General features: G+C 73.4%; 12 protein-coding genes. 8 read left to right on the top strand and 4 right to left on the bottom strand.

All coding sequences use genetic code 11. From position 1 onward, the window contains the following. Window positions 1-256 precede the first annotated feature (256 nt). On the bottom strand, window positions 257-3,169 hold the full coding sequence (locus ACZ7DY_RS27215; RefSeq protein WP_471139403.1) for an FAD-binding and (Fe-S)-binding domain-containing protein: 2,913 nt from the start codon (window positions 3,167-3,169) through the stop codon (window positions 257-259). A 168-nt stretch (window positions 3,170-3,337) separates the two neighbouring features. On the opposite strand from ACZ7DY_RS27215, the gene ACZ7DY_RS27220 reads away from it, so the two are divergent. The 7 genes from ACZ7DY_RS27220 (at window position 3,338) to serC (ending at window position 10,027) form a co-directional block, all read left to right on the top strand. Continuing rightward, the gene (locus ACZ7DY_RS27220) at window positions 3,338-4,861 is read left to right on the top strand and encodes an ATP-binding protein (RefSeq protein ID WP_471139406.1); all 1,524 of its coding nucleotides are present in this window, start codon (window positions 3,338-3,340) and stop codon (window positions 4,859-4,861) included. After that, window positions 4,858-5,304 (top strand): roadblock/LC7 domain-containing protein, encoded by a 447-nt coding sequence (locus ACZ7DY_RS27225; protein ID WP_471139409.1) that lies wholly within the window; start codon window positions 4,858-4,860, stop codon window positions 5,302-5,304. The genes ACZ7DY_RS27220 and ACZ7DY_RS27225 overlap by 4 nt, the downstream gene beginning before the upstream one ends. Next, the gene (locus ACZ7DY_RS27230; RefSeq protein WP_471139411.1) at window positions 5,301-5,660 is read left to right on the top strand and encodes a DUF742 domain-containing protein; all 360 of its coding nucleotides are present in this window, start codon (window positions 5,301-5,303) and stop codon (window positions 5,658-5,660) included. Before ACZ7DY_RS27225 ends, ACZ7DY_RS27230 begins: the two co-directional genes overlap by 4 nt. Then, on the top strand, window positions 5,641-6,294 hold the full coding sequence (locus ACZ7DY_RS27235; protein ID WP_471139412.1) for a GTP-binding protein: 654 nt from the start codon (window positions 5,641-5,643) through the stop codon (window positions 6,292-6,294). The genes ACZ7DY_RS27230 and ACZ7DY_RS27235 overlap by 20 nt, the downstream gene beginning before the upstream one ends. Continuing rightward, window positions 6,291-7,562, top strand: a complete 1,272-nt coding sequence (locus ACZ7DY_RS27240) for a cytochrome P450 (protein ID WP_471139413.1) — start codon at window positions 6,291-6,293, stop codon at window positions 7,560-7,562. Before ACZ7DY_RS27235 ends, ACZ7DY_RS27240 begins: the two co-directional genes overlap by 4 nt. Further along, window positions 7,559-8,800: a cytochrome P450 family protein gene (locus ACZ7DY_RS27245; RefSeq protein ID WP_471139416.1), complete on the top strand. Its 1,242-nt coding sequence runs from the start codon at window positions 7,559-7,561 to the stop codon at window positions 8,798-8,800. The genes ACZ7DY_RS27240 and ACZ7DY_RS27245 overlap by 4 nt, the downstream gene beginning before the upstream one ends. 108 nt (window positions 8,801-8,908) lie before the next feature. After that, window positions 8,909-10,027, top strand: a complete 1,119-nt coding sequence (gene serC / locus ACZ7DY_RS27250) for a phosphoserine transaminase (RefSeq protein WP_471139419.1) — start codon at window positions 8,909-8,911, stop codon at window positions 10,025-10,027. A 60-nt stretch (window positions 10,028-10,087) separates the two neighbouring features. Here the strand turns inward: serC and ACZ7DY_RS27255 are convergent, their stop codons facing one another. Continuing rightward, on the bottom strand, window positions 10,088-10,933 hold the full coding sequence (locus tag ACZ7DY_RS27255; RefSeq protein ID WP_471139420.1) for an ABC transporter permease: 846 nt from the start codon (window positions 10,931-10,933) through the stop codon (window positions 10,088-10,090). After that, entirely contained in the window at window positions 10,930-11,943 is a 1,014-nt protein-coding gene (locus ACZ7DY_RS27260; RefSeq protein ID WP_471139422.1) for an ATP-binding cassette domain-containing protein, read from the bottom strand. Before ACZ7DY_RS27260 ends, ACZ7DY_RS27255 begins: the two co-directional genes overlap by 4 nt. A gap of 108 nt (window positions 11,944-12,051) precedes the next feature. Here ACZ7DY_RS27260 and ACZ7DY_RS27265 point away from each other — a divergent pair, with 108 nt between their 5' ends. Next, complete coding sequence (locus ACZ7DY_RS27265; protein ID WP_471139424.1) at window positions 12,052-12,813, top strand: TetR/AcrR family transcriptional regulator; 762 nt, start codon at window positions 12,052-12,054, stop codon at window positions 12,811-12,813. 19 nt (window positions 12,814-12,832) lie between these two features. Here ACZ7DY_RS27265 and ACZ7DY_RS27270 read toward each other — a convergent pair whose 3' ends face one another. Next, a complete protein-coding gene (locus tag ACZ7DY_RS27270) occupies window positions 12,833-13,822 on the bottom strand; it encodes a TolB-like translocation protein (RefSeq protein ID WP_471139426.1) in 990 nt (329 codons plus the stop codon). Window positions 13,823-13,848: the final 26 nt, after the last annotated feature.

A 13,848-nucleotide genomic window follows, 5' to 3' on the forward strand; every position in this document is an offset into this window, starting at 1 on the left:
GGGACGGCGCGACCGGCGGGCCGGACGAGACCGCCTCTTGCGCCCCTCCCCGCCCTCCTGACCCCTCCGACCCCTCGGGTTCCCCCGACCCCACGGACTTCCCCGGCTCTTCCGGCACGACGGCACACCAGACTTCCCGCTTGCGCAAGGCAGCTGACGCCTCGACAGATGATCAAGGACCACCTCGATCCTGCCGGACCGGGCCCCTCGCCCCCACCCGCGAAAGTCACCGATGCCAGAGACTCACGTCCCAGACTTACGTCCCGGACCTACGTCCCGCCGACCCGCCACCGACCCCTTCGCCGCGCCCCTCCCCAAGCCCCTCCGCCAACACCTCCGCTAAATGCCGCCCCCGCACCCCCGCCAACTGGTCGAGCTGGGTCCGGCAGGAGAAGCCGTCCGCCAGGACCACCGCGTCCTCGCCCGCCGCCGCCACGGAGGGCAGCAGCTGCTCCTCGGCACAGGCCTTCGAGACCTCGTAATGGCCCTTCTCGAAGCCGAAGTTCCCGGCGAGCCCGCAGCAGCCGCCGCTCAACTCGCCCGTCAGGCCCGCCTTCTCCCGCAGCCGCTGCTCCGCCGCGTCGCCGAGGACGGCGTGCTGGTGGCAGTGGGTCTGGCCGGTGACCGGGCGGCCGACGTGCGGTGGCCGCCAGTGCGGGGCCAGTTCCTCCAGGGCCTGCGCGAACGTGCGGACCGCCGCGCCGAGCCGGGCCGCGCGCGGGTCGTCGCTGAGCAGTTCGGTGAGGTCCGACCGGAGGGCGGCGGCGCAGCTCGGCTCCAGGACGACGACCGGTGTCCCGGCGTCGAGCAGGGGTTCCACGCGGTCCAGAGTGGCGCGCAGGACGGTACGGGCGCGGTCGAGCTGGCCGGTGGAGACGTACGTCAGGCCGCAGCACACCCCGGGCGGCGGCACCGTGACGGTGAGCCCGGCGTCCTCCAGGACCGCCACCGCGGCCCGCCCCACGGAGGGCGCGAGGTGGTCGGTGAAGGTGTCGGGCCAGAGCACGACGTGCGCGCCGGCCCCGGACCGCCGCCCGTCCCGCCCGCGCCACCACTGCCGGAACGTGCGGGGCGCCACCTCCGGGAGAGCACGCTCCGGCGCGATCCCGCCGAGCTGCTTGGCGGCCGCCGCCAACGGGCTCACACGGGCAAGGGAGTTGACGAGGCGGGCGGTGCGCGTCGCCGCGACCGCCCGCAGCCAGCGCGGCAGCCATCCCATCGAGTAGTGGGCGGCGGGCCTGCGCCGGCCCTGGTAGTGGTGGTGCAGGAACTCCGCCTTGTACGTGGCCATGTCGACGCCGACCGGGCAGTCCGAGCGGCAGCCCTTGCAGGACAGGCAGAGGTCGAGCGCGTCCTTGACCTCGGTGGAGCGCCAGCCGTCGGTGACCACCTCGCCGGCGAGCATCTCGTGCAGCAGGTGGGCGCGGCCGCGCGTGGAGTGCTCCTCCTCGCCGGTGACGCGGAAGGACGGGCACATCACGCCCGCCGGTGAAGCGGGCGTCTTCGTACGGCATTTGGCGACGCCGACGCACCGCCGGACGGCGGCCGTGAAGTCGCCGCCGTCGTGCGGGTAGCCGAAGGCGACGTCGACGGGCTCGCGGGGCAGCGGCGCGAACCGCAGGTCCGCGTCGAGGGGCGCGGGCCGCACCAGCATGCCCGGGTTGAGCAGGCCCGCCGGGTCCCAGACGTCCTTGACGCGCTCGAAGAGGGAGACCAGCTCCGGTCCGTACATCTTGGGCAGGAGTTCCGCGCGGGCCTGGCCGTCGCCGTGTTCGCCGGAGAGTGAGCCGCCGTGCGCGACGACCAGGTCGGCGAGCTCCTCGGAGAAGCGGCGGAAGCGGGCGATGCCCTCGCGGCCGAGGAGGTCGAAGTCGACGCGGACGTGGATGCAGCCGTCCCCGAAGTGCCCGTAGGGGGTGCCGCGCAGTCCGTGGCCGGCCAGCAGCGCCCTGAACTCCCGCAGATAGGCGCCGAGGCGGGCGGGCGGCACCGCGCAGTCCTCCCAGCCGGGCCAGGCCTCCGTGCCGTCCGGCATGCGGGTCGCCGTGCCGCTGGCGTCCTCGCGCACCCGCCACAGCGCGCGCTGCCCGGCCGGGTCGTCGACGACGAGGGCGTCCACGGTCTCCCCCGCGGCGGCCCGCACGATCGTGTCGGCGTGCGCGCGGGCCTCGGCAGGGGTCGCGCCGCCGGTCTCCACGAAGAGCCACGCGCCGCCCCTGGGCAGGCCGCCGGCGCCCCTCACGAGGTCGGCGGCCATGCCTTCGACCGTCAGGGGGCCGTACGGCAGCAGTCCGGCCGCGGCCTCGGCCGCCGCGCTCTCGTCGGCGTACCCGAGGACGGCGAGTGCGCGGACGCGGGGCGCGTCGACGAGACGTACGACCGCTTCGGTGACGACGCCGAGGGTGCCCTCCGAACCGCAGAAGGCGCGGGCGAGGTCGGGGTCGCGTTCGGGGAGCAGCGCGTCCAGGGCGTATCCGGAGATGCGGCGCGGGAGTTCGGGGAAGCCGGTGCGCAGCAGCGCCAGGTCGCCGTCGACCAGGGGGCGCAGGGCGGCGGGGGCGCCGTCCCAGCCACGGGCGATGCGGCGGAGTTCGCCGGGGCCGTCGAGGACCGTGAGGGCCGCGACGTTGTCGGCGGTCGTGCCCCAGGCCACCGAGTGCGCGCCGCAGGAGTTGTTGCCGATCATGCCGCCGAGGGTGCAGCGGCTGTGGGTGGAGGGGTCGGGGCCGAAGGTGAGGCCGTGCGGGGCGGCGGCCGCGCGCAGGTCGTCGAGGACGAGGCCCGGCTGGACGACGGCCGTACGCGTCGCGGGGTCGAGGGAGACGAGGGCGTTCATGTGCCGGGTGAAGTCCAGGACGACGCCGGTTCCGGTGGCCTGTCCGGCGATCGAGGTGCCGGCGCCGCGCGGCACGAGCGGCACGCCGCGTTCGCGGCAGACCGCGAGGGCCGCGGCGACATCGTCGGCGTCGCGCGGGGCGACCACGGCGGCGGGCACCCGGCGGTAGTTGGAGGCGTCCATGGTGTGCAGGGCCCGCGCGGTGACGGAGAGGTCCACCTCGCCGCGGACGGCGGCGCGCAGGTCCCGCGCGAGACCCTCCGGGTCGTCGGCCGGCTCCTGCTCCCGCCGGTTGCGTACGGGGCCGCCGAGGTCACCGTGGAGATCGCTCATGCCGTCCAGCATGCCCCCGCACCGGCCCCATGCGGCCACCCCGCCCCACCCGTTATTTCATGGTCCGGACGGGAAGATTCCCAACTCGGTCGACAACTCTCCTATAGTGATCTCCACTTGAGCAGAGCTTGAGCAGAGTGTGTCGCTTCCGACCGAGGACCCCGATTGATGACCGCGCAAACCCCCCTAGCGCGACCCGGGACGGAGCGCCCTCCGCTGCGTCCGACCGCCCTTGTCCTGCTGGCCTGTGCCGTGCTCACCGCCGCGCTCACCGGAGCGGCCGTCGCCCTCGCGCCCGCCTCCGCCCGGCCCCCGCTGGCCTGGGGCTCCGGTGCCGCCGCCGTCGCGCTGACCGCCGCCGTGACGGTCGCCTTCCACGCCGTACGCGCCAACTCCCTGCTGCGCCGCGCCGCCGAGGCCGCCCGGCAGGAGACCGAACGCCTCGCGCGCGAGCAGGCCGCCCGCGCCGAGGAGGCCGCCCGTGAGCGCACCGCGCTCACCGAGTACTTCGCCCGCGAGCGGACCGAACTGACCGTGCGCGCCCGCCGCGCCGAGTCCGAGCGCGCCGCCGCCCTCGCCGCCTGCGCCAACGCGGCGGGCCGCATGCAGGCGCTGGCCACCGGCATGCTCGCCGACCTGCGCGAGATGGAGGGCAGGCACGCCGACGAGGACGTCCTCACCGACCTCCTCCACCTCGACCACCGCACCGCGCAGGCCGGCCGCATCGCCGACTCCGTGGCCGTCCTCACCGGCGCCCGCTCGGGCCGCCGCTGGGCCAGGCCCATCATCATGGAGTCCATCCTGCGCGGCGCGATGGGCCGCATCGGCGGCTACCAGCGGGTGCGCCTGCACTCCGCCAGCGAGGTCGCGGTCGCGGGCCACGCCGCCGAGGGCGTCATGCACGCCCTCGCCGAACTCCTCGACAACGCCACGAACTTCTCCCCGCCCACCTCCGAAGTCCACGTCTACATCGAGGAGGTCGCGGCCGGTGTCATCATCTCCGTCGAGGACAGCGGCCTGGTGATGGGGCCGGTGCAGCAGCGCCGCGCCGAGCACGCCGTCTCCGGCGAGGCGCAGGGGCTCGGCGGCCTCTCCGGCACCCGGCTCGGGCTCGCGGTCGTCGGCAGGCTGGCCCGCAAGCACGGTCTGACGGTCTCGTTCCGCCCTTCGGCGCGCGGCGGCACGGGCGTGCTCCTGCTGATACCCCAGGAGCTGCTCTCCCGCCCCTCGGACGCGGCACCCCGCCCGGCCGCCGCCCCCGCCCTGACGGCGGCCACCCGCACCCCGGCCCCCGCCCTCACCGCCCCGGACACCTCCGACGCCCCGCCGGCCGGACTCGACCACATCGACCGCGACCCGCTGCCCGCCCACGGATCAGCAGCCGGCACCGGGCAGTCGGCCCCCGGCACCAGGGAAACGGCACCCAACCCCGGGCAGACGGCCCCCGCCCCCTCCGAGGCCCCGCTGCCCAAGCGCCCCCGCGGCCGCACCCTCGCCGCCGCCGAGCGGGCCCGCGCCGACAGCGACACGGGCGAGACCCGGATCCGGCCGCGCACCGCCGCGGGCACCGCGGCCCGCTTCAGCAGCTTCCGCCAGGCCGTCCGGCCCGCCGCGCCGGACCCCTCCGGTCCGGCCGAGGCCCCGGACGCCACCGCAACTCCCCCGCACCCGGAAGGCGACACCCCCCGATGACCACCGGCACCAACCCCGGCAGCACCACCGACGAAAAGCTCACCTGGCTGCTCGTAGGGCTCCTCGAGCGCACCCCCGGCGCCCGCCACGCCCTCGTGCTCTCCAGGGACGGCCTGAAGCTGTGCCGCACCCCCGAGCTCTCCGTCGACCAGGCCGACCAGCTCGCCGCGATAGCCGCCGGCATCCAGTCCCTCTCGCACGGCGCCTCCGCCGAGTTCGGCGACGGCAGCGGCGGGGTCCGCTCCGCGATGGCCGAGTTCTACGGCGGCATCCTCTTCATCGTCGAGGCGGGCGAGGGCGCCCACCTTGCGGTCATCGCCGACGAGGACGCCGACGCCGGGCTCGTCGGGCACACCATGAGCGAGCTGGTCGAGCAGCTCGGTGAGCACCTGCGCGCCGCGCCCCGCACGGACGGCGGCCCCGGCACCCTGCCCGCCTCATGAGCCGCCCCGGCCGGGACGACACCCCCGACCGGCTGTACACCCTCACCCAGGGACGCAGCCGGTCGGCGCCCGACACCCCCTTCGACCTGGTGACCCTCGTCGTCGCCGAGTCCGATCCGGTCCCCGGCATGCAGTCCGAGCACACCGCCATCCTGCGGATGTGCGGGCTGCCCACCGCGGTCGTCGAGGTCGCGGCCGAGCTCGGCCTGCCGGTGAGCATCACCCGCATCCTGCTCTCCGACCTGCTCGACGCGGGCCGGATCAGCGCCCGCCACCCGCGCGCGGCCGCCGCCGGCCACAGCGTTCCCGACCCCGACATCCTGGAGCAGGTGCTCGTTGGACTCCGCAACCTCTGAACGTACGCAGACATCCGGACGTACGTCCGCGCGCCGGGAGCTGACCGCCACCGCCGACAACGGTCTGAAGATCGTCGTGGTCGGGGGCTTCGGCGTCGGCAAGACCACCCTCGTCCGCTCCGTCAGCGAGATCCGTCCCCTCAACACCGAGGAGACGATGACGCAGGCCGGGCGCGGCATCGACGAGACCGGCGGCCTCGACGGGCTGCGCGCCAAGACGTCCACGACCGTCGCCTTCGACTTCGGCCGCATCACCCTGGACGCGCACAACATCCTGTACCTCTTCGGCGCCCCCGGCCAGGAGCGCTTCTGGTTCCTGTGGGACCGCCTCTTCTCCGGCACGCTCGGCGCGGTCGTCCTCGTCGACACCCGCCGCCTGGAGGACTCCTGGTACGCGATCGACCGCCTGGAGCACCACGGCACGCCGTTCATCGTCGCCCGCAACGACTTCGGCGGCCCCGCGCACACCCCCGAGCAGCTGCGCGAGGCGCTCGACCTGGACCCCGGTGTGCCGCTCGTCGACTGCGACGCCCGGTCCCGGGAGTCCAGCAAGGACGTGCTGATCACACTCGTCGAACACCTCAGGTCGCTGTACGCGGCCCAGCGGAACGCCTCCCGGGAGACCCCCCAGTGACCTGCCCCGTTACCGGCGCCGACGCCACCGCCGCCGGCCCCGTCCCGCTCTCCGGACCGCGGTTCAGCACCGAACCCGCCCAGCTCTACCGGGAGATGCGGCGCGACCACGGACCCGTCGCGCCCGTGCTGCTCGACGGCGGCATACCGGCCTGGCTCGTCCTCGGCTACCGCGAACTGCACCAGGTCACCGGCGACCCGGTGCTGTACAGCCGCGACTCCGAGCTGTGGAACCAGTGGCCGCAGATCCCCGCCGACTGGCCGCTGCTCCCGATGATCGGCCACCGGCAGCCCTCGATCCTCTACACCGTCGGCGAGCGGCATACCCGGCGCGCCGCGATGATCGCCCACGCGCTTGAGGCCATCGACCCCTTCGAACTGCGGGCGCACGCCGAGCAGTTCGCCGACGAGCTCATCGACCGCTTCTGCGGCAAGGGCACCACGGAGATCATCGCCGAGTACGCGATGCTGCTCCCGGTCCGCGTCCTCGCCCGCATCTACGGCTTCCCCGACGAGCAGGGCCCCGGCCTCGTCACCGCCATGAACGACATGATCGACGGCCGGGAGCGGGCGCTCGCGGGCCAGCAGCACCTGGCCGGTTCGATGATGCGGCTCATCGCGGACAAACACGCGGAGCCGGGCCCCGACGTCGCCTCGTACATGCTGGAGACCCAACTCGCCGACGGCGACGAGGCGTTCGGCGACGAGGAGATCGCCCAGGACCTGATGGTGATGATGGCCGCGGGCCACCAGCCGACCGCGGACTGGATCGGCAACTCGCTGCGCCTGATGCTCACCGACGACCGGTTCGCCGCCTCCCTCTTCGGCGGCCGGCACAGCGTCGCCGAGGCCATGAACGAGGTCCTGTGGGAGGACACGCCCACCCAGAACGTCGCCGGGCGCTGGGCCTCCCGCGACACCCGGCTCGGCGGGCGCCACATCGGCGCGGGCGACCTGCTCCTCCTCGGTCTCGCCGCCGCCAACTCCGACCCACAGGTCCGCACCGACGGCACGGCGCTGACCGGCGGCAACAGCGCCCACTTCTCCTTCGGCCACGGCGAGCACCGCTGCCCCTTCCCCGCCCAGGAGGTCGCCGAGGTCATCGCGCGGACCGGCATCGAGGTGCTCCTCGACCGCCTGCCCGACCTCGACCTCGCGGTCTCCGCCGACGCCCTGACCCGCCGCCCCTCGCCCTGGCTGCGCGGCCTGACGGATCTGCCGGTGACCTTCACCCCGACCCCGACCTCAGCGTTTGGAGAGCCCAGATGACGCGCATCGCCCTGGACCCGTTCGTCACCGACCTCGACGGCGAGAGCGCCCGGCTGCGCGCGGCGGGCCCGCTCGCGGAGGCGGAGCTGCCGGGCGGTGTCCCGGTGTGGGCGGTCACGCACCACGCCGAGGCCCGGCGGCTCCTCACCGACCGGCGGCTGGTGAAGGACATCGGGGCCTGGGGCGCCTGGCGGCGCGGCGAGATCCCCGCCGACTGGCCGCTGATCGGCCTCGCCAACCCCGGCCGCTCCATGCTGACGGTCGACGGCGAGGACCACCGCAGGATGCGCACGCTGGTCGCGCAGGCGCTGACGCCGCGGCGGGTGGAGCGCATGCGGGAGCGGATCACCGAGCTGACCGAGGCCCTCCTCGACAAGCTGCCCGCGGACGGCTCCCACGTGGTCGACCTGAAGGCGGAGTTCGCGTATCCGCTCCCGATGTACGTCATCTCCGACCTGATGGGTGTCGACGAGGCGGACCACCCGCGGCTGAAGGTCCTCTTCGACAAGTTCTTCTCCACGCAGACCCCGCCGCAGGAGGTGGTGGCGACCCTCACGGAGCTGGCGCAGATGATGGGCCGGGTCGTCGCGGCCCGCCGCGCGGAGCCGGGCGACGATCTGACGAGCGCGCTGATCCTCGCCTCCGAGGACGGCGACCGCCTCACCGACGAGGAGATCGTCTCCACCCTCCAGCTGATGATCGCGGCGGGCCACGAGACGACGATCTCCCTCATCGTCAACGCCGTCGTCAACCTCTGCGCGCACCCCGGCCAGCTGGCGCTCGTCCGCTCCGGCGAGGCCGGCTGGGACGCGGTGATCGAGGAGACCCTGCGCTACTCCACGCCCACCTCGCACGTCCTGATCCGCTTCGCCACCGAGGACGTGCCCGTCGGCGACAAGGTGATCCGCGAGGGTGACGCGCTGATCGTCTCGTACGGCGCGATAGGCCGCGACGAGCGGGCCCACGGCCCCACGGCGGGTGACTTCGACATCACGCGCACGTCCCCCAACCGCCACATCTCGTTCGGCCACGGCCCCCACGTCTGCCCCGGTGCCGCCCTCTCCCGCCTGGAGGCGGGCGTGGCGCTCCCCGCGCTGTACGCGCGCTTCCCTGACCTGGCGCTAGCGGTCCCGCCCACGGCCCTGCGCAACAAGCCGGTGGTGACACAGAACGACCTGTACGAACTGCCGGTGATCCTGAGCCCCTCCGGCGGGAAATCCAGCCCCTCCGGCGTTTGAGGAGCGGGGCCCGGGGCGGAGCCCCGAGACGTCCACCCCGGGTGACCGAGGATCTCAGCCGACGGACACCACCAAGACGCCGCGCCCCGAGCCGCTAGGCTCCCCTTCGTGGCTGAGATCCAGATTCCCGCTGACATGAAGCCCGCCGACGGCCGTTTCGGCGCGGGCCCCTCCAAGGTGCGTACGGAGGCGCTGGACGCCCTGGCCGCCACCGGCACCTCCCTCCTCGGCACCTCCCACCGGCAGGCCCCGGTCAAGAACCTGGTCGGCCGCGTGCGCGAGGGCATCAAGGACCTCTTCTCCCTCCCCGAGGGGTACGAGGTGATCCTCGGCAACGGCGGCTCCACCGCGTTCTGGGACGTGGCGACGCACGGCCTGATCGAGAACAAGTCGCAGCACCTCAACTTCGGCGAGTTCTCCTCCAAGTTCGCGAAGGCGTCGAAGCTCGCCCCGTGGCTGGCCGAGCCGACCGTGATCGCGAGCGAGCCGGGCACGCACCCCGACCCGAAGGCGGAGGCGGGCGTCGACGTCTACGCCTTCACCCACAACGAGACCTCCACCGGCGTCGCGGCGCCGGTCAAGCGGGTCGAGGGCGCCGACGCCGGCTCCCTCGTCCTGGTGGACGCCACGTCCGGCGCGGGCGGCCTGCCCGTCGACATCGCCGAGACGGACGTCTACTACTTCGCCCCGCAGAAGTCGTTCGCCTCGGACGGCGGCCTGTGGCTCGCCGCGTTCTCCCCGGCCGCGATCGAGCGCGCCGAGCGGATCCACGCCTCCGGCCGGCACATCCCGGAGTTCTTCTCGCTCCCCACGGCGATCGACAACTCCCGCAAGAACCAGACGTACAACACCCCGGCGCTCGCCACGCTCTTCCTCCTCGCCGAGCAGCTGGACTGGATGAACTCGCAGGGCGGCCTGGAGTTCACGACCGGCCGCACCGCCGCGTCCTCGCGCACGCTGTACGGCTGGGCCGAGGAGTCCAAGTACGCGACGCCGTTCGTCACCGACCCGGCGAAGCGCTCGCAGGTCATCGGCACGATCGACTTCGCCGACGAGATCGACGCGTCCGCGGTCGCCAAGGCGCTGCGGGCCAACGGGATCGTCGACACCGAGCCGTACCGCAAGCTGGGCCGCAACCAGCTGCGCGTGGCGATGTTCCCGGCAATCGACCCGGCGGACATCGAGGCGCTGACCAAGTGCATCGACTACGTCATCGACAAGCTCTGAGGATGCCCCGCGCGACCAGCCACGGGTTTGCCGTGGCCGGTCGCGCGGTTCCATGCGTCCCTAACGGCTCAAACCCCTGAACCTCCGGGCCGCCAGCGGCAGGAACACCAGCGAGATCACCACCGGCCAGACCAGCGCCATCAGCACGGCGTGCTGTTCGACCCAGCTGCCGCCGTCCGCGCCGGGGTTGCCGAAGAGTTCGCGGGCGGCCGTGCCCGTCGAGGAGACGGGGTTCCAGGCGGCGACCGGGGCGAGCCAGTCCGGCATCAGGGACGGCGCCACGTAGATGCTGGAGATCATCGTGAGCGGGAAGGCCACCGCGTAGAGGCCGCCCGCCGCCTCCGGGGTCGGCACGACCAGGCCGAGGTAGACGCCGACCCAGATGAGGCTGAACCGCAGGAACAGCAGCAGCCCGAAGGCGAGCAGGGTGTCGGCCGGGCCCGCGCTGGAGCGCCAGCCGATGGCGAGCGCGGTCAGCGCGAGGATGGTCAGCTCCGCGCAGGCGACGATGAGGTCGGCGAGGCCGCGCCCCGACGCCACCGCGGAGGGGGCCATCGGCATCGAGCGGAAGCGGTCGATGACGCCCTTCGTCGAGTCCGTGACGACGCCCATCGCGGTGTTCGTGAACCCGAAGGCCATGGTCATCACGAACATGCCGGGCATCAGGAACTGCTTGTAGTCGCCGTCCTCGCCGCCGCCGGGCACCTTCATCGCCTCGCCGAACACGAAGCCGTACAGCAGCACGCTGATGATGGGGAAGCCCAGCTGCCAGGCGATGTTGACGGGCTGGCGCCGGAAGTGGGTGAGGTAGCGGCGCGTGACGTTCCAGCAGTCGGCGAGGGCCCAGAAGAGCCGCCCGTGCGCCCGCGGCCCGGTGCCGGTGCCGGTGGTGAGAGTGGCGCTCATGCGGCGGCCTCCGTCGCGTGGGTCTCCGTGGCGTAGGTCTCCGTGGCGTGGGTCTCGCCGGTGAGCCGCAGGAACACGTCGTCCAGGCTCGGCCTGCGCAGTCCGATGTCCTCGACCGCGACGCCCTCGTCCCGCAGGGTGCGGGCCACCTCCGTCAGGGCGCCGACCCGGTCGGTCACCGAGGCCTGCACGCGCCGCTCCAGGTCGAAGGTGACCGGTTCGCCCTCGCAGACACGCGCCACGGTCTTGGCGGCGGCGGGCAGGTCGGCCGGGTCGCGCACGACGACGTCGAGGTGGCTGCCGCCCACCGTGTTCTTCAGGCCGTCGGGGGTGTCGTCGGCGATGGCCCGCCCCCGGTCGATGACGGTGATGCGGGAGGCGAGCCGGTCGGCCTCCTCCAGGTACTGGGTGGTGAGCAGCACGGTGGTGCCGCCCGCGACCAGGTCGCGGACGGCGTCCCACACCTCCTGGCGGCTGCGCGGGTCGAGGCCGGTGGTCGGCTCGTCGAGGAAGAGGACGGCGGGCGCGAGGATCATCGAGGCGGCGAGGTCGAGCCTGCGCCGCATCCCTCCGCTGTACTGCCCGGCGCCGTTCCCCGCCGCCTCCTCCAGGTGGAACTGTTCCAGGAGCTCCTGGGCGCGCCGGGCCGCCCGCCTGCGGCCGAGGTGGAAGAGGCGGCCGAACATCTCCAGGTTCTGCCGCCCGGTGAGCACCTCGTCGACCGCCGCGTACTGCCCCGTGAGGCCGATGCGGCTGCGGACGAGGGCCGGTTCGCGCGCCACGTCGGCGCCGGCCACCTCGGCGCGGCCGCCGTCGAGGCGCAGGAGGGTGGAGAGGATCCGTACGGCGGTGGTCTTGCCCGCGCCGTTGGGTCCGAGCAGTCCGTGCACCGTGCCCTGTTCGACGTGCAGGTCGAAGCCGTTGAGGGCGTACTTCTCCCCGTAGCGCTTCTGGAGCCCTTCGGCCCGTACCGCGAAGCCGTTCGCGTTGCCGTTCGCGTTGCCGTTCATCGCTGTCCCATCTCTCTGGGTACGCCGTACCCAGAAGAGAGTACACCGTACCCAGTTGGCTCGGGTACACCGTACTCAGTTTTCCGGCGGGCGATTAAGGTGAGAGCCATGACGAGCACCAACGGCGACGACCGGCACGGCGGCAGCGACATCATCCGGAGCCTGGAGCTGCTGTGGGGCGAGGGCGGGCGCCCGACCAGGGGCCCCAAGCCGGGGCTCACCCTGGACCGCATCGTCACCGAGGCGGTCCGCCTCGCGGACGCCGAAGGGCTCGCGGCGCTCTCGATGCGCCGCCTCGCCACCGAGCTGGGCACCGGCACGATGTCCCTCTACCGCTACGTCCCCGGCAAGGACGAACTGGTCGACCTGATGCTCGACCGCGTCTACGCGCCGCCCCCGGACGACGGCTCATGGACCGGCGGCTGGCGCGAGGGCATCGAGGAGTACGCCCGCGAGACCCTCGTCCTCTACCGCCGCCACCCCTGGCTGCTGCACGTCAACCCGGCCCGCCCCGTGCTCGGCCCCGGCTCGGTCGCGGGCCTCGACCGCACCCTGTCCCGGATCAAGTCGATGGGCCTGACCGACCCCGAACTGATCAGCGTGATCGTCATGACGGAGGGGTACGTCACCGGGGTCGCCCGCACCCAGGTGCACGGGGACGAGGCGGCGCGGAACACCGGCGTGAGCGACGAGGCGTTCTGGGCGGCGCAGCGGCCCGCCCTGGAGAAGGCCATGGCCAGCGGCCGCTACCCGACCCTCGCCCGCCTCTCCGAGGACGCCTTCGGCGGGGAGTTCGACCACTTCGAGTTCGGCCTGCAACGCCTCCTGGACGGCCTGGACGTGCTGGTGGCCCGGCGCGCCCGCACCTGAGACCGCCGACCCCTCCCCGTCACCTGCCGCCGCGCCGCCCCAGACGCTTCAGGCCGAACACGACGAGCAGGACGCCCCCGACGACGATGGCGCCCGTCTTGAGGCTCCCGGAGAGGAAGGGATCGTCGCCCTCGCGGGCCGTGCCCCCGTTGTCCGACGAGGAGCCCTTGCCGCCACCCCCGCCGGGCGCCTCCACGGGCTCCACCTCGCTGTGCACGCCCTCGGAGCCGTACATCAGGGTCGTGCCGTCGGTCGTGTACGTGAGGGACTCGCCCTGGCGCTGCAGCGGCACGCTCAGCCGGCCCTTGCGTCGCGGCTTCTCGCCGTCGCCCCGCCACTCGTACCAGACGCCCCCGAAGTACCCGCGCAGGGCGAGCTGTTCGCCGTCCGGCGAGAAGGCGCCGTCGGTCACCCACAGGTCGATCTCGGCGACCCGCCGGAAGACGTTCGTGCCCGAGGCCGACATCCGCTCGGGACTCTCGTACAGGCCGCCGCCGTCCTCGTTCTTGCTCACGATGTAGATCCGCCCGGTCTTCGGGTGCACCATGAGCGCCTCCGCGTCCCGCGCCCCGTCGGCGTACTTCACGACGTACTGGGTGGCGCGGATGGACTGGTCCTTCAGCGTCTTCGGCTCGGGCAGCTTGTAGATCCAGACGTTCTTCCAGGTGCCGTTGAGGTTGTCGCCGATGTCGCCGACGTAGATGTTCCCGTCGCTGCCGACCGAGATCGCCTCGACGTCGCGCGGCGCGCCCACGCCGGTCATCGTGACGGTGGCGACCGTCTCACCGGTTTTCGAGTCGACCGCGTAGAGGAAGGCGCCCTTGTCCTGGTCGTTGTGCGTCCAGTAGATGCCCGGGTGGGCGCGGGACGCGGCCAGGCCACTGGACTCGACGATCCGTGGGTCCTTGATGGTGAACCCGTCGTGGTCGTCGGCCGCGGCGGGCACGGCGACGGCGAAGGCCAGCACGGCACCGGCGAGAACAGACGGAACAGCCCGAAGCGAACGCATGGGCCCAAGCGTGCCATCCGCCCGCG

The sequence above is a fragment of the Streptomyces sp. NPDC037013 genome, from assembly GCF_055607265.1.